The sequence below is a fragment of the Nonomuraea turkmeniaca genome, from assembly GCF_005889735.1.
GTDB classification, from domain to species: domain Bacteria; phylum Actinomycetota; class Actinomycetes; order Streptosporangiales; family Streptosporangiaceae; genus Nonomuraea; species Nonomuraea turkmeniaca.
In genome coordinates, this window is sequence record NZ_VCKY01000062.1 from 1 (window position 1) to 22,579 (window position 22,579).

At 69.4% G+C, this 22,579-nt stretch carries 21 protein-coding genes and 2 pseudogenes; 9 read left to right on the plus strand and 14 right to left on the minus strand.

What is annotated here, in order from left to right; genetic code table 11:
• Together ETD86_RS19680 and ETD86_RS19685 are read right to left on the minus strand one after the other, a co-directional pair.
• Positions 1 to 370 (minus strand): hypothetical protein (locus ETD86_RS19680; protein WP_138667621.1); only part of this gene is annotated, 370 nt, incomplete at its 3' end.
• Positions 371 to 594: 224 nt separating this feature from the next.
• Complete coding sequence (locus ETD86_RS19685) at positions 595 to 1,320, minus strand: SDR family NAD(P)-dependent oxidoreductase (RefSeq protein ID WP_127933454.1); 726 nt, start codon at positions 1,318 to 1,320, stop codon at positions 595 to 597.
• 163 nt (positions 1,321 to 1,483) lie between these two features.
• Here ETD86_RS19685 and ETD86_RS19690 point away from each other — a divergent pair.
• Positions 1,484 to 2,018, plus strand: a pseudogene (locus ETD86_RS19690) (sigma-70 family RNA polymerase sigma factor); the annotation flags it as partial.
• A gap of 278 nt (positions 2,019 to 2,296) precedes the next feature.
• Here ETD86_RS19690 and ETD86_RS19695 read toward each other — a convergent pair.
• The 6 genes from ETD86_RS19695 to ETD86_RS19715 all read right to left on the minus strand — a co-directional run bounded on the left by ETD86_RS19695 (position 2,297) and on the right by ETD86_RS19715 (position 9,402).
• Positions 2,297 to 3,136 carry an NAD(P)H-binding protein gene (locus ETD86_RS19695; protein ID WP_138667622.1) on the minus strand — a complete coding sequence of 280 codons (840 nt, stop codon included), beginning with the start codon at positions 3,134 to 3,136 and terminating at the stop codon, positions 2,297 to 2,299.
• A 63-nt stretch (positions 3,137 to 3,199) separates the two neighbouring features.
• On the minus strand, positions 3,200 to 4,945 hold the full coding sequence (locus ETD86_RS19700; protein ID WP_138667623.1) for an L-aspartate oxidase: 1,746 nt from the start codon (positions 4,943 to 4,945) through the stop codon (positions 3,200 to 3,202).
• Positions 4,929 to 6,278, minus strand: coding sequence for a cytochrome bc1 complex cytochrome b subunit (gene qcrB, locus ETD86_RS19705; protein WP_138667624.1), 1,350 nt, complete (start codon positions 6,276 to 6,278; stop codon positions 4,929 to 4,931). Before qcrB ends, ETD86_RS19700 begins: the two co-directional genes overlap by 17 nt.
• A 213-nt stretch (positions 6,279 to 6,491) precedes the next feature.
• Positions 6,492 to 6,665: a VOC family protein gene (locus ETD86_RS55260; RefSeq protein ID WP_164903668.1), complete on the minus strand. Its 174-nt coding sequence runs from the start codon at positions 6,663 to 6,665 to the stop codon at positions 6,492 to 6,494.
• A 138-nt stretch (positions 6,666 to 6,803) separates the two neighbouring features.
• Positions 6,804 to 7,823: an aldo/keto reductase gene (locus ETD86_RS19710; protein ID WP_138667625.1), complete on the minus strand. Its 1,020-nt coding sequence runs from the start codon at positions 7,821 to 7,823 to the stop codon at positions 6,804 to 6,806.
• 358 nt (positions 7,824 to 8,181) lie between these two features.
• Positions 8,182 to 9,402, minus strand: a complete 1,221-nt coding sequence (locus ETD86_RS19715) for a GNAT family N-acetyltransferase (protein ID WP_138667626.1) — start codon at positions 9,400 to 9,402, stop codon at positions 8,182 to 8,184.
• A gap of 67 nt (positions 9,403 to 9,469) precedes the next feature.
• Here ETD86_RS19715 and ETD86_RS19720 point away from each other — a divergent pair, with 67 nt between their 5' ends.
• On the plus strand, positions 9,470 to 12,235 hold the full coding sequence (locus ETD86_RS19720; protein ID WP_170223165.1) for a helix-turn-helix transcriptional regulator: 2,766 nt from the start codon (positions 9,470 to 9,472) through the stop codon (positions 12,233 to 12,235).
• Between the two features lie 477 nt (positions 12,236 to 12,712).
• On the opposite strand, the gene ETD86_RS19725 is transcribed toward ETD86_RS19720, so the two are convergent.
• Positions 12,713 to 13,387, minus strand: coding sequence for a hypothetical protein (locus tag ETD86_RS19725; RefSeq protein ID WP_138667628.1), 675 nt, complete (start codon positions 13,385 to 13,387; stop codon positions 12,713 to 12,715).
• Positions 13,388 to 13,597: 210 nt separating this feature from the next.
• Here ETD86_RS19725 and ETD86_RS19730 point away from each other — a divergent pair, with 210 nt between their 5' ends.
• A complete protein-coding gene (locus ETD86_RS19730) occupies positions 13,598 to 14,158 on the plus strand; it encodes a recombinase family protein (protein WP_277750836.1) in 561 nt (186 codons plus the stop codon).
• 332 nt (positions 14,159 to 14,490) lie between these two features.
• Here ETD86_RS19730 and ETD86_RS19735 read toward each other — a convergent pair whose 3' ends face one another.
• The gene (locus tag ETD86_RS19735) at positions 14,491 to 15,033 is read right to left on the minus strand and encodes a hypothetical protein (RefSeq protein ID WP_138667629.1); all 543 of its coding nucleotides are present in this window, start codon (positions 15,031 to 15,033) and stop codon (positions 14,491 to 14,493) included.
• A gap of 85 nt (positions 15,034 to 15,118) precedes the next feature.
• On the minus strand, positions 15,119 to 15,775 hold the full coding sequence (locus ETD86_RS19740) for a tyrosine-type recombinase/integrase (RefSeq protein WP_211370166.1): 657 nt from the start codon (positions 15,773 to 15,775) through the stop codon (positions 15,119 to 15,121).
• 259 nt (positions 15,776 to 16,034) lie between these two features.
• Here ETD86_RS19740 and ETD86_RS19745 point away from each other — a divergent pair, with 259 nt between their 5' ends.
• From ETD86_RS19745 to ETD86_RS19765, 5 genes and pseudogenes are all read left to right on the plus strand, one after another.
• Entirely contained in the window at positions 16,035 to 16,307 is a 273-nt protein-coding gene (locus ETD86_RS19745) for a hypothetical protein (RefSeq protein WP_138667630.1), read from the plus strand.
• Between the two features lie 10 nt (positions 16,308 to 16,317).
• The gene (locus tag ETD86_RS19750; RefSeq protein ID WP_138667631.1) at positions 16,318 to 16,518 is read left to right on the plus strand and encodes a hypothetical protein; all 201 of its coding nucleotides are present in this window, start codon (positions 16,318 to 16,320) and stop codon (positions 16,516 to 16,518) included.
• Positions 16,519 to 16,563: 45 nt separating this feature from the next.
• Positions 16,564 to 17,054 (plus strand): annotated as a pseudogene (locus ETD86_RS19755) (IS256 family transposase).
• Positions 17,048 to 17,245 carry a hypothetical protein gene (locus ETD86_RS19760; RefSeq protein ID WP_138667633.1) on the plus strand — a complete coding sequence of 66 codons (198 nt, stop codon included), beginning with the start codon at positions 17,048 to 17,050 and terminating at the stop codon, positions 17,243 to 17,245. The pseudogene ETD86_RS19755 and the gene ETD86_RS19760 overlap by 7 nt, the downstream one beginning before the upstream one ends.
• A gap of 59 nt (positions 17,246 to 17,304) precedes the next feature.
• A complete protein-coding gene (locus tag ETD86_RS19765) occupies positions 17,305 to 17,532 on the plus strand; it encodes a hypothetical protein (RefSeq protein ID WP_138667634.1) in 228 nt (75 codons plus the stop codon).
• A gap of 463 nt (positions 17,533 to 17,995) precedes the next feature.
• Here ETD86_RS19765 and ETD86_RS19770 read toward each other — a convergent pair whose 3' ends face one another.
• The 3 genes from ETD86_RS19770 to ETD86_RS19780 form a co-directional block, all read right to left on the minus strand.
• Entirely contained in the window at positions 17,996 to 18,379 is a 384-nt protein-coding gene (locus tag ETD86_RS19770) for a hypothetical protein (protein WP_138667635.1), read from the minus strand.
• A 263-nt stretch (positions 18,380 to 18,642) separates the two neighbouring features.
• On the minus strand, positions 18,643 to 19,419 hold the full coding sequence (locus ETD86_RS19775; protein ID WP_138667636.1) for a hypothetical protein: 777 nt from the start codon (positions 19,417 to 19,419) through the stop codon (positions 18,643 to 18,645).
• Positions 19,420 to 19,451: 32 nt separating this feature from the next.
• Positions 19,452 to 20,345 carry a hypothetical protein gene (locus ETD86_RS19780; protein WP_246148017.1) on the minus strand — a complete coding sequence of 298 codons (894 nt, stop codon included), beginning with the start codon at positions 20,343 to 20,345 and terminating at the stop codon, positions 19,452 to 19,454.
• Positions 20,346 to 20,643: 298 nt separating this feature from the next.
• Between ETD86_RS19780 and ETD86_RS19790 the strand changes: the two genes are divergently transcribed.
• A complete protein-coding gene (locus ETD86_RS19790; protein WP_138667638.1) occupies positions 20,644 to 22,497 on the plus strand; it encodes an extracellular catalytic domain type 1 short-chain-length polyhydroxyalkanoate depolymerase in 1,854 nt (617 codons plus the stop codon).
• Positions 22,498 to 22,579 lie beyond the last annotated feature (82 nt).

Genomic DNA, 22,579 nt, shown 5'->3' on the forward strand with positions numbered 1-22,579 from the left:
GGCGGATCGCCTCGGCCGCGCGGCGGCAGACCGGGTAGACCGGGTTCCCGCCGGCGTCCAGCCCCTCCACCAGACGGTCATCGATCACCACGACGTCCCACTCGCCCGGGGCGACCCTGCCCACCACCAGGCCCATCAGCCACGGCCACCACGTCTCATCGGTGTCGCCGGCCGTCAGCGGGTGGCGGACCTGCGCCGGGGACGCGTCCGGGAACGGGTTCGCCTGCCGGGCCAGCGCGTCGGCCAAGGTCTGCACGCCCAGTTCCAGGTCCGACTTGGTCGGCGCCGCCTCGATCGTGCCCGCGGCCAGCTCATCGGCCAGCGCCAGGATGACCGTGTTGCTTGCCGCGGACGCCTTCACCGCGGCCACGTGCTGGTCGGCCTTCGTGGCCGTGGCCGTGTTCAGGTTCTGGGCCTACCAGCGCTCGCCGGTCTCGACCCACAGCCACAGGTCATCGGGCTGCTCCCCGAACAGCTGCCGCTGTGCGCGGGGTTTCGATGGGGATCCGGTCGATCGCCTTGCGGTTGGCGGTGGTGGTCAGGAGCCTGTGACGAACCAGCCTTTGCCCGTCTGTCTCTCCGTTCTGGGATGTTTTACCAGGCGATGGGGCCGAGGCGGTCGATGAAGGTCCCGGTTGGCCCGTCAGAGGCGAGCGTCGCGCGATCGATGATCGGATCACTGCCCTCGGTGACCGTCAACACGCCCACGGGGTTCATGTCGGTGGCGGGAAACCTGCCGTTGGCGACCTCGCCGGGGGTCACGGCGTTGAACTTGATGGCCGGCAGCGCCTGAGCGTATCGGACGGTGATCATGTTCAGTGCCGCCTTCGACGAGGTGTAGGCGAGTTCGTACATCTTCGAGACGGCTTGCCCGGGGTCGGTCACGAACGCGATAGACCCACCGGCGCCTGTGACCATCACCACCCGCGGGTTATCGGCCGCCTGCAACAGCGGCAGGAACGCGTTCGTGACCCGGACCGGCCCGTACACGTTGGTGTCGTAGACGGCGTGGATGTCCTTGGCCGTCGCGTCCGCCGGGTTGACACCGCCGCCGGGCGTGCCGGCGTTGTTGATCAGCACGTCGATCCGGTCGGTGTGCTCCCGGACTTGCCGCACAGCCCCGGCCACCGACTCCTCCGAGGTCACGTCCAAGGGGACCATGATGACGTGTGCGCCGTCGGCGGCCAGCTTCTGCGCGGCGGCCCTTCCCCGGCCCTCGTCGCGTGAGCCGAGGAAGACCCTCCAGCCCAGCTCTCCGAGCCTGCGCGCGGTCTCGTAGCCCAGGCCTTTGTTCGCTCCAGTGATCAATACTGAGGTCATGTTCTCTCCTGACGTTGTTGTACTTACGACCATGTGGCGGTTCCGGCCCGATTCCTGTGACACTGCCGAGGTGTGATGTAGGCCACCAGCGGCGGTTGACACAAGCCGGCGGGATCGGCGTCTTGTGTGCAGGCGCCGTCGAGATCAGCGTGGAGGGCCGGCAATGCGTAAGGGCAGCGACCAGACGGACCGCACCACCGAGGCGTTCGTCGTCCATCCCAACCTGCTGTTCACCGTCGCCTACGAGATGCTCGGCTCGGCCGCCGATGCCGAAGATGTTCTGCGGGAGACCTGGCTGCGATGGTCGGGCGTCGATCTCGACGCAGTGCCGGACCAGCGGGCCTACCTGGTCCGGCTCGCCATCCGGCGGGCCCTGGACCGGCTGCGCGCCATGAAGCGCCGCAAGGAGTCCTACGTCGGCCCCTGGCTGCCTGAGCCGCTGCTCACCGCGCCGGACGTGGCCGAGGACATCGAGCTCGCCGAGAGCATGTCGATGGCGCTCATGCTCGTCCTGGAGACGCTGTCGCCGACCGAGCGCGCCGTGTTCGTGCTGCGCGAGGCCTTCGCTATCGGCTACGACGAGATCGCCGACGCCGTCGGCAAGAGCCCCCGCGGCCGTCCGCCAGCTCGCACACCGCTCCCGCCGGCACGTCGATGCCCGCCGCCCTCGTGAAGTAGTCTGCCCGAGCCAGGCCCAGCTACGGCCGCTGCCTTCACGACCTCATCACCATGGTGGGTGACCTGCGCAAGCGCGAGATCGGCTGCACCAGCCGGCACGAACGCCTGGGACCACCACCCCCGGCGGCCGCCTCGTCTTCCACGTCTTCGCCGTACTTCTCTCTTCCTGAAGGATTGAGTCGTTCTGAAGGATTTAGCCTTTCCGAAGGGGTGAGCCGAACGGCGATCCAGCCGCGTCCCTGGCTGCCGGGCGCGTCCCTCGGGACGCGCCCGGCGGCCGGCGGGTGCCGCCTATCGGTCAAGCCGGCGCTGCGCCGAAGGCGGCGGCGTGGTCGGCGACCCACTGTGCGTAGGTGAAGGGCGGTCGGCCGGTGACCTGTTCGACCGTCGGCAGGACCTCCGCGGTCTTGCCGACTCTCGCGGTGAGCGCGTCGACGTAATCGTCGATCCCCGCAGCGGGCATGCCGTGGCGGGCCATCTGGTCCCGGAACCAGTCCTCGGACTGCTCCTCCCACCGCAACGGCCGCCCGAGGGTCTCCGCGATGATGCGCAGGCGGTCGATCTGGGTCAGCGACTGCGGTCCGGTCACCGAGTACCCCTCGCCGGCACGCCCATCGAGGAGGCTGCGGACGGCGACCGCGGCGATGTCGCGCGGGTCGACCGGGGCCGTCGCGGCCTCGCCGTACCGGCCGCGCACGACATCGCCCTCGATGATCTGGGGCGCCCAGACCAGGTCGTTGGTCGGAAGCCCGTCGGGCCGCACGAAGGTCCACGCCAACCCGGACGCTTGGACGGATCGTTCGAGCCGCAGGTGCACCTCGCCGACCCAGCCGGGCTCGGGCCACGTGACCGACACCGAGGACAGCATCACGACATGGCGCAGGCGGGCTCGCTTGGCCACGTCGAGGAATCCGTCGATGCCCTGGAGGACGGGGAACAGGAAGGCCCGCTCGATGCCGGACAGTGCCTCAGGCAGGGTCTCCGGCCGGGTCAGGTCGCCGGTCACGACCTGGACCTGGTCCGCAAAGGCATGGCCGCTGGGGTTGCGGGTCAGGACACGGACCTTCTCACCCTCCTCCAGGAGTTGGCGGACGACGTGGGAACCGACGTTTCCGGTGGCACCGGTTACCAGGATCATGGTTGAGATCTCCTTAATTTCTTTCTCTTTGTGTGAGCCGGGGGCCGGTCGGTGACGATCGCGTCACTCGACCAGCCGTCCGGTGGATTCGAGGTCGGCCGTGCGTTCCACGAGGCGGGCGAGCTCCGGGGCGGGCTTGAGCACGGCGCGGCTGGCGAGCCGGAGTCCCGACTCGGTCGAGGACACTTCCAGCGTTCTGGTCAGCGTCTCGTCCAAGGCCGGATAGTCGCTGCGGTTGTGACAGCCTCGGGTCTCCCGGCGGGCGATGGCCCCCAGGACGGTCGCCTCGGCCACGAGCAGCGCCGCCCGCAGGTCGAGCAGATGCGCGAGGTCCTCGTAGCCTTCGGCGGTGGGCGAGACGTCCACGTCCCGCGCTCGTTCGGTCAGGGCCTCGATGTCGGCCAGGGCTTGCTTCAGCCCGTCCTCGTCGCGGACCACGCCGCAGCGCTGCCACATGAGGGTGCGCAGGTCGCGCTGGATCGGCCGGGCGAACTCGCCGCCACGCTTGACCAGCCCGAGGAGCGCTTCGTTGACTGCGGTGACGACGGCGGAGGGGCGGCTGATGGTGGTCCTGTCCCTGGCCCAGGCGGCCGCCGCCTGGCCGGCGCGGCGGCCGAAGACCACGGTCTCGGTGAGTGAGTTACCGCCGAGCCGGTTGGCGCCGTGCAGGCCCGCGGTGACCTCGCCGGCGGCGTACAGGCCGGTCAGGTCGGTGGCGGTGGTCTCGGCATCGACGACCACGCCGCCCATGGAGTAGTGCGCGGTGGGCGCGACCTCCATGGGGGTGGTGGAGATGTCGAGGAGCTGGTGTTCGAGGAACTGCCGGTACATGCGCGGCAGCCGTTCCAAGATCAGAGCCTTGTCCTGGTGGGAAATATCGAGAAAAATCCCGCAGTTCGGTCCGGAGCGGCCCTCGGTGATCTCGGTGTAGCAGGCCAGGGCGACCCGGTCACGGGTGGACAACTCCATGCGCTCGGGGTCGTAGGCGGTCATGAACCGTTCGCCGAGCGCGTTGTACAGCCGTCCGCCCTCACCGCGCACCGCCTCGGTGACCAGGGTGCCGGCCACCTCTTCCGGATGGACCATCCCGGTGGGGTGGAACTGCACCAGCTCCAGGTCCGCCAGCCGGCAGCCCGCGCGCAGAGCCAGGCTCATGCCGTCGCCGGTGTTCTCGTCGCGGCGTGAGGAACTGCGCCGCCACAACCGGGTGTGCCCGCCCGCGGCCAGCACCACGGCGTCGGCATAGATGGCGGTCCTGGTCCCGGTGTCCAGGTCGAAGCCGAAGGCGCCGAAGCACTCGCCGTCGGCGTGCAGCAGGCCGGAGACGTAGAAGCGCTCACGCATCGCGATGCCCGCGCTCCTGCGCGCGAGAGTCTCGAGTACGGCACGGCCGGTCCAGTCACCGGCGAAACAGGTGCGGCGATAGGTGTGCGCGCCGAAGAAGCGCTGGTCCAGCCGGCCGTCGGGGAGACGGGTGAAAGGGGTGCCCCAGTCGGCGAGCTCACGGATCGCCTCGGGCGCCTCGCGGGCCAGGATCTCGATCATCGCCGGGTCCCCGAGGCCGTAGCCCTCCTTGTAGGTGTCGGCGAAGTGTTGTTCCCAGGTGTCCTGCGGGTCCCGGGTGCCCAGGACGGCGTTGATGCCGCCGGCGGCGAGGACGGTGTGGGCGTCCGTCCTGGCGCGCTTGCCGACGATGAGCACCTCGCATCCCGCCTCGGCGGCGGCGATCGCCGCCCGCAATCCGGCCGCGCCGGAGCCGATGACCAGGACGTTCACCGCGTGGATCTCGATGTCAGTGTTGATTGGCATGGATACCTTTCCGAGCGGGGGATGCGATGACCTCGGTGTACTCACCGCGGGGCGAGCGGCGCAGGACGCCGGTCTCGATGCCGTGCGTGAGCTGCTGCCTGTCTTGTTCCTGCAGGGCCAGGCAGATGCGCCGGGTGAGCTCGAAGACCACGACCGGCCCGGCCACGATCGCGACGCGGAAGAACCAGGTGACGGCGAACAAGGACAGGTTGAAGTGGTGGGCGAGCTGGTCATTGGCGGCCGCCGCCCACAGCAGGCCGTAGAAGGTCATGCCGGCCGCGCCTGCGGCGGTGCGGACGGCGGCCTCACGGGGCCGGTCCAGGGTGTGGTGGATCCGGCTGTCGCCGGTGAGCCAGCGTTCGATGAGCGGATAGGCGGCCAGGACGGTGAAGAAGGCGCCCGGCACCATCAGGGCGGGAATGAGAACGGACAGGGTGAGCGGGCGACCGGCGACGATGGGTTCCCAGGCGGGCATGATGCGGATGGCACCGTCGAGGAAGCCCATGTACCAGTCGGGTACGGCTCCGGCGCCGGTGGTGCCAGGGCGGGCTGGGCCGTACAGCCAGATGGGGTTGATCTGCCCGACGGTGCCCAGCAAAGTGAGCATGCCGCAGGTGGCGAAGAACAACGCCAGCGAGCTGAGCGGCGGTATGTGGGTGGCGCCCGGGTAGTGGCTGTGGCCGTGCCGCCGCAGCAGCCAGCGTCCGACGACGAGCAGCTCGACCATGATCACCGGGATGAGCAGTACGTGCAGCCGGTAGAACAGCGGGATGACCTGATCACCGGGGACGGCTCCGCCGAACAGCAGGCCGGTCAGGTGGGTGCCGACGAGCGGGATGGACTGGGTGACACCCTGGATCAGGCTGAGGCTGCCACCGGAGAGCATGTCGTCGGGCAGGATGCCGCCGGTGACGCCCGCGGCGATGCCCAGGATGAACAGGGCGACCCAGATCAGCCAGTTCAGGCCGCGTGGCCGCCGGAAGGCGCCGGTGAAGAACAGGCGCAGCAGGTGCACGCACACGGCGCCGATGAAGATCAGCGTGGCCCAGTGGTGGACCTGCCGCATCAGCAGACCGCCGCGTACCTCCAGGCTGACCTCCAAGGTGGAGGCGAAAGCCTGGCTGACCAGCACGCCGCGCAGCGGAGTGTAGGCGCCCTGGTAGATGACCTGGGTCGTGTCCGGGTCGTAGAAGAAGGTCAGGAATGCTCCGGTGAGGACCAGGACCACCAGGCTGTAGATCGCGATCTGGCAGAACAGGAACGACCAATGGTCGGTACGGCTGAGTGGCCGCTTGCCCACAACGTGCGCCAGCCGTACCTGCAGGCCCTTCATGCGCCGACCACGCGGAAGAGTCCAGCGGAGTCCTTGGACTCCCGCCGATGCATGTGATGCGAAACTCGCGCGGGGTTGTCAGTCCCGTGTGCCATTGCTTGCTTACTCCTCAGCCCGTGGGCTGCTTGATGGTGGCGATTGATGCGGTTGACGGGGTTACTCACGGCGACCAGGCGGCACGGTTCCTCGCGTCTTGTCGGTGTACGGCGGGCGTCACCGCCCGCTGGGCGGAAGCCATTGCGTGAGCTGGACGAGCGCGCCGGCGGGGTCGGTGAGCTGCACCACCAGTTCGCCCCACGACTCGGTGCGCAGCGGGCGGGAAACGGCGGCGCCTCCCGCGACCGGCCGCGCGTATTCGGCCGGAAGGTTCGTGACGGCGAAGGACACCACCGCACCGGCCGGCCCCTCGCCGACCGCTGAGCAGCACCGACCGGGCCAGATTGCGCCTCCAGATGGAGGCCGGCCCTGCAGACGCACCGCGCAGGGAAACTCTGGTGACGTTGAAGGGTGCGGTCCAGCAGAGGGTCACCGATCTTCTTGATCGAGCGTGCCGTGAGCCTGCGCCGAGAGGTCCTGCCAGTCGGCCCAGGTCTTGAGCCGGTCGCGCAGATCAGACCACAACCGGGCCGGGATGCGCGCTGAGAACGCGGTGGCATTGCGCCGCACCTCCTGCGCCGAGCGCATACCGACCACGATGCCCGCGACCGCGGGGTGGCGCAGCGGGAAGGCCATGGCGGCCTGGGGAACGGTCACGCCGTGCGCCTCGCAGACATCCGCGATGCGGTTGACCCGTTCCAGCAGCTCCGGGGCGGCGGGTGCATAGTCGAACCGCGCCCCCTCGGCGGGCCGGTCGGTTGCCAGCAGACCGGAGTTGAAGACGGAGGCGGCCAGGACCGAGACTCCGCGTTCGGCGCAGGCGGGCAGCAGTTCGTCCAGGGCGGTGTGGTCCAGCAGCGTGTAGCGGCCCGACAGCATGACCACGTCCGCGTCGGTCTCCCGCACCAGGCGGGTCAGCTTGCCGGGGTGGTACATGCCCGCGCCGACGGCGCCGACCACGCCCTGGGAGCGCAGCTCGGCCAGTGCCGGGTAGCCGTCGCGCAGGGCAGTCTCGAAGTGCTCCTCGGCATCGTGCAGATACAGCACGTCGATCCGGTCGACGCCCATGCGGGTCAGCGAGTCCTCGACGCTGCGCAGGATGCCGTCGCGGGAGAAGTCCCAAACCCGGCGGTGCGTGGCCGGCACGGCGAAGCCCTCGTCCATCCGGCCGTTCGGATCCTGCGGGACCAGCAGCCGGCCGACCTTCGTCGACAGCGTGAACTCTGCCCGCGGCTTGCTGCGCAGCAGCTCGCCGATGCGGCGCTCAGAGTGCCCGATGCCGTAGTGCGGCGAGGTGTCGAAGTAGCGGATTCCCGAGTCCCAGGCGGCCGCCAGTGCCTGCGCCGCGGTGTCGTCGTCCACCGGTTCGAATAGGCCGCCCAGCGGCCCGCCCCCGAAGCCCAGTTCGGTGACCTCCACCGTGCTGCGACCGAGGCGATGAGTGCGCATGTGACTTGTCTCCCTCGTGTGCGGTTCCGGCTTCCGGCCGGACATTATGATGTTCATGCCGATCTGATCCGCTTCGGCGCCCGGTGTGATGAGGACTCCGGTGAGACGGCCGTCCGAACCAGCACGTTCCGGGGACCAGGTCGTCGTGGCTCACCACCTCGGCGCCGTTGCGCGACGGTTGCCGCAGTCGGCTCCAGATGCGGCGAAGCCGCGGCACGTCCAACGCCCCTCGCCTTCCCGGAAGCACTGCTCCATCCAGGGTCGCGGTGGGTGCGATCGTCGCCGCGTCCTGCGCCGCTGAAGCGCCGGCTCTCCAGTGGAGTCCGCCAGGCGACGTCCTTGGTCTCCAAAGCGCCCGTCAGAAGGCGGGGAAGGCCCAGCCCGAGGGGTGGAAGGGCTCGCGCTCGCCACGGAAGGCGAGCGAGGCGGCGGTGACCGCCCCGGGGCGCAGTTCCTCGACGCGGCCCGCGGCCGCCAGGGCCGCCAGGGTGGTGCCGCCCAGATAGGCCGCACCCAGCTCGGCGGAGGTCAGCCGCAGGCCCGGCCGGGCCTGGGTGCGTTCGCAGGTGACGGAGTCGCCGGCCCACAGGTGGTAGCGCCCCGCGTTCCATGGGCAGAACGTGTCCTGAACCTCCAGGACCAGGTCCAGCGGAGTCGAGTAGCGGCGTGCCGCCAGCGCGCGGTCGACGTCCACCAGGCGGACCCAGAGGTTGTCGATCACGCTGGTGCGAGCCGCGCGCGGGTCGGTCAGCAGGTGCTTCAGCGGTTCGTCGACGGCGCCGTCATAGGTGAGGCCGGCGTGAGCGTCGAGGTCGATGAGGTAACGCCACAGGGCGGCGTAGGACTGCCTAGTGGTGGCCGCGACCTCGATGACCTGCACCAGCCGCGGCTTGGAGCGGTAGAAGACGTAGCCGCTGACCTCGCCGCCGGGCTCGGTGTGGACGGCGAAGCGCAGGGCCGTCCCGCCGTCGCGCGCGCGTTCGCCGTCGGCCAGCCGGGCCTCCCAGAACTTCTCCGTACGGTCCACCCAGCCGACCCCGGTACGGCGGGCGGTGTCGTAGACCTTCTCTAGCAGCGGCCGGGCCTGCCGGCGGTCGAGCAGGCGGATCGTCCCGTCGCCGAGGTCGGTGCCGGGCCTCAGGGCCAGGAGCTTCTTGTCCGCCTGGATCTCGGCCACGCAGCTGGCGACGCCGTACCCGAAGCGGCCATAGATCGTGGCCTCGGCGGCGTTGAGCGCGGCGATCGGCTCGCCGCCTGATTCGTGCAGGTCGGTGAGCTGCTTGCGCATCATCGCGGTGAGGATGCCGCGGCGCCGGTGGGTGGGCAGGACCGCGACGAGCGTGATGCCGGCGACGGGCGTCACCGCGCCGGGGACCGTCATGACGCGGCCGTAGATCGACGCACCGCCGACGATCTCCTCGCCGTCGTAGGCGGCGATCGTGCGTCCGGGCTCGATGGAGTCGGCGGCGTTCCGCAGGCCGCCCTCGTACCAGTCCTGGCCGTAGGTCGTGGTGATCATGCGAGCCCACGCGTCGAGCTCGTCGGCGCGGATCGTCCGCAGGGGGTAGGTCGCCGTCATGCTTCGAGAATGGCCGGGTAAACAGGCACCGCACATCGGGTGATCTGTGTATTTATATGCTGGCGTCGTGGTGGCGGAGCGCGTGGTCAGCCCGGTGTTCGTCGGCCGGGGCGAGGAGTTGTCGGCGCTGGTGGCGGCCCTGGACACGGCTGTCGGGCAGGGGCCGGCGGTGGTGCTGGTGGCCGGGGAGGCCGGGATCGGCAAGTCGCGGCTGCTCGCCGAGTTCGCGCGGTCGCTGGGCCGGGGCGTGCGGGTGGTCGAGGGCGCCTGCGCGGAGCTGGGCAGCGACGGCCTGCCGTACGCGCCGTTCGTGACGGTGCTGCGCAGGCTGATCCGGGTCGAAGGGGTGCTGCCGGGGCCCTACCGCCAGCTGGCCCGCTGGTTCCCCGAGCTCGGCGAGGCGGGCGACGCGGAAGGCGGCAAGCATCTGCTGTACGAGGAGGTCCTGACGCTGGTCGAGCGGGTGGCCGCGAACCAGCCGCTCGTCGTCTCGATCGAGGACCTGCACTGGGCCGACGCCGCCACCCGCGAGCTGCTCGGCTTCCTGGCCAGGAACCTGACCCAGGCCGGTGTGCTCCTGGTGATCACCTACCGGCCGCCGGAAACTGGCAACGGACTGCTCGGGCCGCTGCTGTCCGAGCTGGCCCGCCGCCCGCGCACCACCACGCTGCGGCTGCCTGGCCTGGACCGGCAGGGCGTGGGCCGGCAGCTGGCCGCGATCCTCGGCACCGAGCCGGACGCGGCCGCCGTACGCCGCGTACACGAACGCAGCGACGGCACCCCGCTGTTCGTCGAGGCGCTCGCCCACGCCGGTGAACGGACCCCGGACAGCCTGCGCGACCTGCTGCTGCACGGCCCGCGGTCGCTTCCCGGCCCGGCGCGCGAGCTGCTGCGCATCGCTTCGGCAGCGGGCGGCCGGGTCGGCCACCGGCTGCTGGCGCAGGTGGCCGGGCAGGACGGGACCGGGCTGGATGCCCTGCTGCGCGAGCTCGTCGACCGCAGCCTGCTCGTCACCGCAGGGGACGGCTACGACTTCCGCCATGCCCTGATCCGGCAGGCGGTGTACGAGGACCTGCTGCCCGGCGAGCGGGCGCGCCTGCACGCGCGCTACGCCGAGGCCCTGCGCGATTCCGGCGCCCACGCGGAGCTGGCCGCACACGCCCACGCCGCCGGTGATCGCGGGCTGGCCTTGTCCGCCGCTTACCTGGCCGCGGGCCAGGCGCGCAGGTCCTACGCCTACGAGGAGCAGGTCCGCATGCTCGACCAGGTCCTCGAACTCTGGGACCCGCAGGCGCGGCTGGGCGTCGACAGGATCGACGTACTGACCGGCGCGGCCGAGGCGTGCATGCTCAGCGGCGACTACGCTCGCGGGGTCGAGTACGCCAGCGCCGGGCTGGCCGCCGTGGACGAGCGGCGCGAGCCCGAGCGGGCCGCCCAGCTGCTGGAACATCGAGGCAGGCTGCGGCACCGGCTGGAGGCGACCGGCGTCTCCGACTGGGAACGAGCCCTGGAACTGGTGCCCGCCACCCCCGGCGGCGTTCAGCGAGGGCGGCTGCTCGGCGTGCTGGCCATGGGCCTGCTGCCGGAGGTGGACCGGGCTCGCGAGCCGTTCGAGGAGGCGCTCGCCATCGGTCGGCGTACCGGCGATGCCACGGTCACGGTCCGTGGGCTGCTGGGCGTCGGGTCCATGACGGGCGACCTCGGGATGCTGGCGCAGGCCCGCACGCTGGCCGATCGGCTCGACGGCCACGACCTGCTCATGACCGTCCCGATGTACGAGGCGACGCTGCACACCAAGGCCGGTGACCACGACCGCGGCATCGAGGCGGCCCGCGACGGCATCCGCCACGCCCGCCGGTACGGGCTGGGCCGCAGCCGGGGCGCCGAGCTCGCGCGCTTCGCCGGACACAGCCTGATCCTGGCCGGGCGGTGGGACGAGGCCGCCGCCGTGCTGGAGGAGAGCCTCCAGGAGGACCCGCCACCGCTGCCGCGGCAGGCCCTGCGCGTGCTCGCCGGCTACCTGTCGCTGCTGCGCGGAGACTTGGCCAGGGCGGCCGACGCCGCGGCGGCCGTGGAGCACACCGGCAACGGGGGCCTGTTCCCCCGCTATCAGCTGCTCTGCCTGCTCGCCGTCGCCCAGGGCAACCACGAGAGGGCAGACCTGCTCCTGGACCGGGCGCTGGCCGACCCGGCGCTCACCCGGATCTACAGCAGCGACGCCCGGCCGGTCCTGGTCGCCGGCGCATTGGCGCAGCGGGCCCGGCTCGCGCACGGCGACGGCAGGGACCTACGGCAGCGGGTCGCGAAACGACAGGCCGAGCTCTCCGCGGCCGATACGGCGCTCGGCGTGGACGGGCCGCTCGACCGAGCTTGGCAGATCATGCTGCGCGCGCTTATCAAGGACGACGGCTGGGACCACGCCGCGGGTGCCTGGCGGGAGCTGCGGCAGCCGTACGAGCTGGCGCTGAGTCTGTTCCACGGCGCGCGAGCCGCGCTGGCGGCGGGCGACCGGCCCGGGTCAACGGCCCGCCTCAGGGAAGCCGCGTGGCTGGCCGAAGACCTGGGCGCCGCGCCGCTCACCCGCGAGATCGCCCTGCTCGGGCGACCCCGATCGGCTCAGGGTGGGCTCACGGAGCGCGAGCGTGACGTGCTCAGGTTGATCGCCGAGGGCCTGAGCAACCGGCAGATCGCCGCCCGGCTGCACATCTCACCGAGTACGGCGGGGGTGCATGTCTCCCACATCCTGACGAAACTGGGCGCGGCCACCCGCACCGAGGCGGCGGCCATCGCGTTCCGTGAGGGGCTGGCGGGGGTCCTTCCCCGCTTAGCTTGACGTTTACCTTTCCTGGTCCGGTGACCGTCTCGACGCGCTTGGTGGCCTTGCCCACATCGTGCCGCGGGCAAGACTGGCCTGGTCGGATCTACAGCGTCAACGAATCTGACACCAAGCCCGGTTCGCCGTTCCACTCCTACTGGCAGGCCGGCTTGAGGGCGGCACGTCGTCCGCCGGGCAGCCGCTCCACCTGGACGCAAATGACCGTGCCGGACAGGATCGGCGCTTCGGCCCGGTGGGCGAAGTGGTCTTTCTTGTCCAGCTTGGGGTGCAGGCCGTGCCAGGCGGTGACGCTGACCTGGCCGTAGTGCCCATCGTGGAGGGTCAGCTGCTGGTCGGGCTCGCCCCAGGTGTCGGGGCGGGCGCAGGAAAACGGCTCGCCGTGGCGGCCGGGGACGTCCGGCGCAGCCGCCGTTTCCGGCTCGCGCGGCGGCGGATCACGATACAGCAGCCGGTCGTTACGGATGCCGACAAGAGCTATTGCAGGCGGATCGCCTCGGCCGCGCGGCGGCAGACCGGGTAGACCGGGTTCCCGCCGGCGTCCAGCCCCTCCACCAGACGGTCATCGATCACCACGACGTCCCACTCGCCCGGGGCGACCCTGCCCACCACCAGGCCCATCAGCCACGGCCACCACGTCTCATCGGTGTCGCCGGCCGTCAACGGGTAGCGGACCCGCACCGGAGACGCGTCCGGGAACGGGTTCGCCTGCCGGGCCAGCGCTCCCGCCAATGCCTCCACGCCCAGCTCCAGGTCCGACTTGGCCAGCGCCGCCTCGATCGTGCCCGCAGCCAACTCATCGGCCAGCGCCAGGATAACCGTGTTGCTCGCCGCGGACGCCTCCACCGCCGCCACGTACTGATCGACCTTCGCCGCCTCGGCCGCGGTCAGGTCCTGAGCCTGCCAGCGCTCACCGGTCTCGACCCACAGCCACATGTGATCGCGCTGCTGCCTGATTACCTGCTTGATCCGCTCCACGGTGTGGTCGTCCAGCAGATGCGGGGCGCGCCGCGCCGGCTCCAGGGTCCGCACCTGATCGCGGTTGGCGCCCAGCTGCTCCAGGACGACCGCGGTCATCATGTCCACGTCGGCCACCGGGCGCCACTCGGGTTCGCCCCGGCCGTCCCTGCCGCCACCATCACCACGCGCCATGCCTCAGATCGTCCCAGACCCCCACCAGCCGCCCGCTGCACCTTCACCACATAGAGACCCAGGGCTGCCTCCCACACGTGATCATTATCAGCGCCAACCGTCTGTGCGATGGAACGGAATCCGGCGTCAACCACGTCCGGAAGACCGCAGCGGCAGGGGGTTGCTGACCTGGGAGAACCCCGTTAACGCCGGATTCCGTTCCAAATCTCTCTGACCCCCTTCTCCGAGAAGGTCTCCACCCGCATCACGACCCGCCCCGAACTCGAACGCGCCATCGCGCACGCTGCGGACCTGCGCGCCTCCGGCGTCGCCGTCACCCTCGTCGTGCACGAGCACAAGCGGCTCGGCCGCGGCCTGGAACTCGCAGAGCTCGCCGAACGGCTGCGCGCCGGCGACATCGGCCTGGAATTCCTCACCGGCGAACTCCAAGGCCACCACGACCCCGGCGGTATCGTGTTCACCGTCCTGGCCGCCCTGTCCGGCATGGAACGCGAGTACATCCGCGACAAGACCCTCGACGGCCACGAGTCCGCCCGAGTCCGCGGCAAGAACATCGGCGGCGCCACCGTCACCGACCCCGCCATGCTGTCCATGGCCCTGCACCTACGCGACCAAGGACAGAGCCTGCGCGACATCGCCGCCCAACTCCTCATCACCCAAGGCAAGAAGAAGGGCAAACGACCCTCACCCGCCACCGTCATGCGAATGCTCCGCGACCACGACGAACACGCCACAGCGGCCGAGACCAACGAGATAGAGCCGGCCCGCTGACGAGCACCAAAGCTCTACCTTGCGGCTCGCCGTAGCTTCAGGAGTCCTGGGCCGTGTCCGCGTGTTGTTGTCGGATTCCGCCTTCGGCTCTGATCTTGGTGGTGCAGAATGCTCAGCCATGACGGCTTTGCGGTCGGCCAGGACACCTCATTGGCGGTCCAGCCAAGCACCGCGCAGGCTGATCGCCTCACGGAGGCCGGACGCGCGCCCAGCCCTCGGCCCCACGCTTGTTTAGCTGCCCCAGCACCACAAATATTTGATCTTGATACTGGATGCCGGATATGGATCAGCCGCGCTCGTTGAGCGCGGCTGATGGCCTTGTGAGGCGCGGTTCAGGCTGTGCGGGCGGGTTCGTCGGTGAGGTCCAGCGGTTCGAGGTCGTCCTCGTCGTCTTGGGCATCCTCGTCGTCGTAGAGGTCGGGGAAGCGCAGCGGGTCGGGGCCGTCTTCCCAGTCGAGGCTGTCGGCGGCGGGCCAGCCGGCGCGGTCTTCGGCGACGTGGAGCGCTGTTCGGGCGGGGTGGTCGGTGTCGCTGTGCACGGGTTCCATGTTCTCGTCGTAGACGAGGGACTGGCCGCGGTAGTCACGGGCGAGGTGGATGTCGTCAGGGTCGATGCAGACGACGACCTTGTCTACCGCGGTGTGTTCGGTGTGGTCGTCGATGTCGACGCGGACCATGATCGGGGCTTCGTAGCGGACCCACCTGTGCATTGTGTACCCCGTTCTCGCGCCTGGTTGTGCGCTGGCCAGCGTAACGGCCTGGCCGGACTGTGGGGTGTATCGGCGGGCGGCGTTGTCTGCCACGGTGTTGCGGTGCGCCGTGAGTGGGACCTCGATGATCTGATCGCGTCGTGGACGCTGGTCGACGCCGACCACGGGGTTGAGGAACCTGGGAACAGCCGTTGGCGCTGAGATTGATCTTGGTTGTGTGTAGTGACGTGTGGAGCAGTGAGCGTGCAGGTCAGCGGCGGTCGCGGCGTCGGCGGGCGGCTCGGATCTCGGTGTCTGCGACGTCGTCGGCGAGGAGGGTGTACAGCTGGGTGGTTTCGGTGGAGGCGTGGCCGAGCCGCCGGCGGACGACCTCGATGGAGACGTCGGCGTTGATGAGTTCGGTGGCGTGGGCGTGCCGTAGCTGGTGGATCTCGATGTCGACTTCGGCCGCCTCGCAGTAGCCCTGCCACCGGTGGTGGGCGGCGTCGTAGGACAGCGGTCCGCCGGTCCCGTTGATGCTGGCGCGGAAGACGGGGCCGAACCGGTAGCCGGCGCGACTCAGGTAGAGCTTGAGGAGGGCGACGTAGCCGTGGTCGTCGAGCAGGACGGTGCGGACCGTGCCGCCCTTGCCGTAGATGCGGACGTGCTCGTCGTCTTGGCGGAGGTCGAAGTCGTCGAGGTCGAGGACGCAGGCTTCGGCGGCACGGGTTCCGCACACGTAGATCGTCTCGAACAGGACCCGGTCGCGGAGCCGGTCGAGGGGGACGTCCTTGCGCGGTCGGCGGCTGCAGATCGAATTGAGGACCTTGGTGACGTCGACGGTCGCGGCGGGGCGGGGCAGGTTCTTGGCCACCTTGATGGTGTCGATTTTGTCCATGGGGTTGGCGTCGAGCAGGTCGTGGCGCACGGCCCAACTTGCACCTGGAGGCGACGGCGCCGCGCTTGCGCTTGCGGGTTGCCGCAGACAGGGGTTCTTGGGACTATCCGGCCGGAATTGAACGATAAGCCTCCGCCGCAGGTCAGGCAGGGTTGCGAAGGGGCGTGGGTGGATGGCGCGCCCACGATGAGACACGCCTGTCCTATCTGTAGGTCATCGGCCTGGAAACGACCGGTACGATCGGGTGAAGATCACGAGCTGCCGCGCGGGCGCGGCATGAGGAGACTGGTTGAGCGACAGCGGCCCCGCCGATGCTGAAGACGAGGCCGGTGAGGCGATAGCGCCGCCTCCGTTCGAGCCGGTGCGGGTGGTGCCAACTCGGCCGGATGGCTGGCCCGACTGGCTCGGTCGTAGGCCGATCAGTTCGGTCGACCGGGACAGGATCCTGAAGGATCTGAGTGCCGATCAGGAAGAGTTGGATGCTGTCAATCGACAGGCCGGCCTGCGTCTCGCACCGTTATTCTCGTCCGTGACGATCGAAGGGTTCGGCGGGGCAAGGTGATCCACGCAAAGTGACCCGGCTGCGAGCTGCCATCAACGCGGCGTGCCGGGTTGCGGCAGGCGATCGGCGGACCAGCTATCACGCGACCGATGAGCGCATCACGATCGGGATCGCTGGGCCGGACGCGCGTGAGCGGATCGCGGTGCTACGTCGGCATCTGGCCAAGATCGGCGGTAGCCGCGGCTGGACGATCATCGAAGATCTGAACTGACCCAGCTCTCTGCTGGAGAACAGGGCCGGTGAAAAGGTCCGCCGCATGTGGGTGGCCAGCGCCGAGGGTGCCAAGGCATGGGCGCAGGCGCTGGCCCAGCTGCGTAACCGCGGCCTGGAGGAGGTGTTGTTCGTCTGCTGCGACGGGCTGGCCGGGCTCGGCGAGGAGATCATCGCGACCTGGCCGGAGGCGACGGTGCAAACATGTGTGGTGCACCTGGTCCGGCGCAGCCTGGGCTACGCCGCTTATCAGGATCGCAAGAAGCTGGCCGCGGAGCTGAAGAAGTTTACGCGGCCTGTGATAGCGAGGCGGCGGAGCAGGCGCTGCTGGAGTTCGCCGACTCGCCACTGGGTAAGAAGTATCCGGCGGCGGTCGCGGTCTGGGAACGCGCGTGGGACAAATTCACCCCGTTCCTGGAGTTTCCGCCGGCGTTGCGGAAAGTGCTCTACACCACGAACGCGATCGAAAGTTTCAACCGGCAGATGCGCAAGGTGTTGAAAACGCGCGGGCATTTCCCAACGATGACGCAGTGGTGAAGCTGTTGTGGCTGGCCATCCTCGATATTGAGGAGAAGCGGGCGGCGGAGCGGGCCAAGCAGGCCGGGAAAGCGGCCGGCGAGCGGCTGAGTTCGCCCCGGCTGATCGAGGGGCACGTCACCACCGGGTGGCGCGAGGCCTACGGCGAGATGGTTGCCCGCTGGCCCGAACGCTTCCCTGGCCAGCTGTGACAGGGTGATCAACGCAGACGGGGTGAGGCAGGGGTGTCGGTCGGTGGCGGCAGGTGCGCATGGGCAGCGTGCCGTTGGATGCGATGGACGCTGAGGAGATCATCGACCTCCTCGAGCACGCCGCCGTGGTGATCGGCCAGCTAGCCGGCCAGCAGATGGCCGAGCTGGTCAACGCTGAACATGCACCTGGCGAGCGCAGCCCGGCCGAGCTGAGCATCGACCTGGCCCTGGCCGCCGCTGATCTGAGCGATGCCGCCGCCGAGCACACCGCCCTCACCCCGTCTTGAGCTGCCGCCGCTCGCCCATCGAGATGGCGTCAGCCGGGCTACTTGAGAACTGCACAGCGGGACACGGCGGGCATGGCCGCCATCATCGGGGAACCGGCGGGTCGGCGCGGCGTGTCGCCTCGCATCATCCGATACGACCTCATATATTCGAATCACGGAACAGCCCGCCACACGGCTCGAAAGAGCCAAGCAGCGGCGTCCAGAACAACGGCAAAGCCCGGAAAACACAGACGCGCAGCATTCGGCCACATTAGATTCGGTAAGTCCGAATCGATCGAAGCGCAGCACATGTCGGGCATCAAGGCAATAGAACGTGCGAACACGGAATGCCGCCACATGGCTCATTCCGGACAGGTGAAGGCTCCCGCGCACAGAAAATCTGACACTCTCCCTGCTTGGTGCCACCTTCCTTCAGCTCGCAGAAGGTCGCCAACAGCGCTATCGACCCCCGTAACTGTTGCGATCACGTGAACGCCAGCACCACGCCGACCAAGACGCCGAGGAGCACGGCCACGGCAGGGAGCGCGAGAATGGCGATCAGCATGCCCGACCCGTTCCACGACTGCGCCCCCTGCCCCAACGATCCGGAGAGGAATTCGTCAAGCGGAGCCCGGTATTCCAGCTCGAGCACCTGACCGTGCTGCAGCGAGACCGGCGCGTGCGCGTGCCCGTACCGCGGCCGCCACCTGAAGTCCGGCACGAACACCTCGACCTGGTACTGGCCGGGCGACAGCACTAGCACGTTCTGACCCCACCGCGCCGGGTAGGGGTGACCGTTCAGGAGGATCCGAGGCGTAGTCGCCGCCAACAACCCCCACGACAGGGAGTGCACCTTAGTGTTGATCACAAGACGAGCTTGAGGGTTCATACGCATCAGCTTGTCACCATGCTCGACGACAGCAGAAGGGATCCAGCTCAACGGCAACAAGGGCTCGCTCGGCCTGCTCACCCGAGCCACACGATGACAACCAGAGGCATGCGACGTCGCCGATACCCCTAGAGATCGGCTGGTCAGCGACTCCCGCCAGAGATCACGGCGGGGCCGCCGTCGATCATCATCCCGCCCAGCGTCAACAGATGTGACAGCAAACCCGGTTCGCCGTTCCGCTCCTACTGGCAGGCCAACTTCTGAAGGTGGGCGGCATCCTTCAGTTGGCCGCGCGGAGCGCCCACCCGATGCCGGATTTCACGCTGAGCCCCGACCCATCGGTGAGCGACGCCGCAACCGGCCGGATCGACGTGGCCTGGGTGACGGTCACGACGGCGTCCACGGTCACCGGATGGTCGCCGGGGTCGGCGTAGTCGCTGGCTGACAGCGCCCCCAGCGCGGTCAGCACTGTCGGCATCTGCATGTTCCCGCCCAAGTTGACTGAGGCGACAACGGCGGCGGCCACCGTGGCCGTTTGCCGACAGCGACAGCGTCCCAGCGGTGGTGAACGTGATGGTGGCCCGGATGATGAACGGCAGCGCTGTCGCGCCCAGGGACAGGCCTGTGCCGACGTACCCGCCGAGCCCGGTGAGTGGCTTCATGTCGAATCCGTCAGCAGTGGCGATCTCCAGGTGGCCGATGATCGCGGACGCGGCGGGGCCGGGGACCGCGAAGCTCGCGCCGACGCTGGCGGATGCGCCGGTGTAGGTGCCGAAGTACGTGACGGAGTACGTGCCGGTGGTTACGGGCGCGTTCAGGGCGGTGATGGTGATGCCAGCGGTACCGGCGGACACGTTGGCGGGCAGGCGCCGCCACGTCAGGGCGAGCGGCACATCCCGCTCGGCGGGTGTGCATGCGTGCAGCCCGGCCGCTTTCGCGTACAGGAGGGTGATTCCGGCGGGCGGGTTCGGTGGTGCTGTCGCCAGGTGCGGCAGCGTGATCGTGGACAGGTGCCGCATCAGCTGGACACCGGTTGGCGGTGACGGCGACGTCAGCGCGCACGGCCAGAGTGTTGACGTCCACGGTCTTGGAGTCCAGCTTCGCGAACTCCTTCGAGCTGACCTCGCGGAACGACGGCTCGAGGATGTCCTCCGTGCCGAGGCTGTGCACCACGTTCGTCCACACGCCCGCGGTGAGGGCGGGCAGCAGCGCGCTGAAGGTGCTGCCGACGCCGAGCGGTCCGGGCGGCCGCCGCGGTGGTGGCGCCGGTGCCGCCCTTGCTGATGGGCACCAGTCCCACAGTGATGCTGTCCGGGATTATGACGATCGAGCCGTCCGCCGCGACGATGTCGAGGTTGGCGCCGTTCTGCGCGAGGCCTGCCCCGGCCCCGCCGCCTCCTCCACCGGCGAACTGCGCCCACGCGATCGGCGTGGTGCCGGGCGTGATGGCGCCGTTGGTGGAGATCGTCCACCCGGTCTTCGCCAACGTGCTCCCCTTGCTGACGAAGACGAACGTGTTCGGCGAGAGGGCGTCGGCCGTGCGGGACCAGGCGCCCGCCGCCGCGGTGTACAAGCCGTTCTGGACGGGGTCTGTCTGCGCCTTGACGAGCACCCGGTCACCGACAAGCAGGGTGATGCCGTCGATCGTCAGCAGCCCGGTCAGGGCCACGTTGGCCGTGGTCCCCGCCCGTACGGCGGGCTTCACGCTGATGCCGGCGGCGGCGCCTGTACGTCGGCGAGGCGGGCGGCGTCGTTCGGGCCGCTGGACGCGCCCAGCCCGGCGGGGTGACGAAGGCGATTCGGGCCAGGTCGGCCGAGGATGGGCGTCGCGCAGGCGCAGCTCGCTCAGCGCCATGTATTCGGTGGTCGTCATGCCGTGCCGGGCGAGCGCTTCATCCAGGCAGGCGCGGATGCGGCGTTCCAGCCGGAACACCAGGTAACTCACACGGGGCGGCGGTGCATCCGGCGCAGCAGCCGCGGGGACACCCGGATCGGTCACCAGGAGACGATATCGCGCCCCATCAGAACGAGCCCCCATGTAAGTTTCCCACACCGTTATCAAGGACCTTGATAGCAAGCTACTTGATAACCAGGGGAAACGGCTCTCTGCCAGGTGAACCGGCGGACATGCGCACCAAGCGTGCATTGACGGCGGACTGTGGCCCTTCTATTTTCCAGCGACCGATGTCAATACGCGGCGGACCGACCCCGGCGCGCCGCGGCTATGGAGAGGAGGAGCGCGAATGAGACGATTGACCACGGTGCTGGCTAGTGCCTGTGCCGCGGCGCTCTTAGCCGTCATGACCGTGGCACTCGGATCGCCGGCCGTCGCCGCCACCCTGGTGGAGGTGACCAGCTTCGGCAACAACCCGGGCAACATGCGGATGCACGTCTATGTGCCGGACTCGCACCCGGCCTCGCCGGCGATCGTGGTTGCGATGCATGGCTGCGGCGGCTCCGGTCCCGGCTTCTACCAGGGCAGTGAGTTCGCCTCGCTGGCGGATCGACATGGCTTCATCGTCATCTACCCGACCGCCACCCAGTCGGCAGGGTTCGGCAACTGCTTCGACACCTGGTCGGACGCGGCCAAGCAGCGCGGCGGCGGCAGCGATCCGGTCTCGATCACCTCAATGATCGACTATGTCGAGCGGAACTATCAGGGAGACCCGAACCGTGTCTACGCCACTGGAAGCTCGTCCGGCGGCATGATGACCCAGCACATGCTCGCCGTCTACCCGGACGTGTTCAAGGCAGGGGCCTCCTTCATGGGTGTGCCCTTCAACTGCTTCGCCGGCGCCTCCGACTACCCGCCCGGAAGCAGTAGGTGCACCGGCGGGAGCATGGACCGAACACCCCAGCAGTGGGGCGATGCGGTCCGCCAGGCGTACCCGGGATATTCCGGCCCCCGCCCGCGCATGCAGCTGTGGCACGGCACCAGCGACACCCTCGTGCCCTACTCGCTGCTGCGAGAATCGATCGAGCAGTGGACCAATGTGTTTGGGCTGAGCCAGACCCCGACCAGCACCGACACCCCGCAGGCAAACTGGAACCGCAGCCGGTACGCCAATCTGTCCGGCACCGTGCAGGTGGAGGCGTACAGCATCCAGGGCGCCGGGCACAATCTTCCGCAGAGCGGTATGGCCCTCTACGCCATCGAGTTCTTCGGCTTGACTACCAGTTCGACCGACACCACGCCGCCGACCACGCCAGGCACCCCGGTCGCGTCCAACGTGACCGCCGCCAGTGCCACGCTGACCTGGACCGCGTCCACGGACCAGGGCGGCTCCGGCTTGGCCGGCTACAACGTCTACCGGGAGCAGGGCGCCACCGATCCGCAGCTTGGCCAGTCCACCACCACCTCGATCACCCTGACCGGGCTGAGTGCCAACACCCAATACCAGGTGTACGTACGGGCACGTGACGGCGCGGGCAACCTGTCGGGCAACTCCGCGGCGGCCACCTTCACCACGGCCGCCACCGGAGGCGACACCACGCCGCCGACCGCCCCGGCCGGGCTCACCGCCTCGGGTACCACCACAACCGGCACCAGCCTGACCTGGACGGCCTCCACTGACGACACCGGTGTGACCGGCTATGACATCCTGCGCGCTCCCGGCGCGATGGGCGGCACGTTCACCCAGGTCGGCACCTCGGCCACGACCTCGTTCACCGACACGGGCCTGACTGCGAACACCACCTACCGCTACCAGGTCCGGGCGCGCGATGCCGCTGGCAACGTCTCACCGGTCTCCAACACCGTCCAGATCACCACTCAGGGAGGCACGACCGGTGCCTGCTCGGCCACCCCGACCGTGCAGTCCCAGTGGGGGAACGGGTATGTGATCCAGCCACTGACCATCACCAACACCAGCACCTCGACGATCACCAGCTGGACCGTCACCTTCACCCTGCCGGCCGGACACACCCTGACCGGCTCGTGGAACGCCACCATCACCACCAGCGGCCAGACCGTCACGGCCAGAAGTTCCAGCCACAACGGCACGCTCGCGCCGGGAGCCAGCACCACCAGCTTCGGCTTCCAGGCGAGCAGGCCCAACGGCAACACCGCCCTGCCGTCCGGCTACACCTGCGCCTGACCGTCAGCGCGCTTCCCTGATCACGGCCCCGTCATGGACCGGTGGGACCGGGCCGTGATCAAGGGGATCCGCGCCGGCGGGA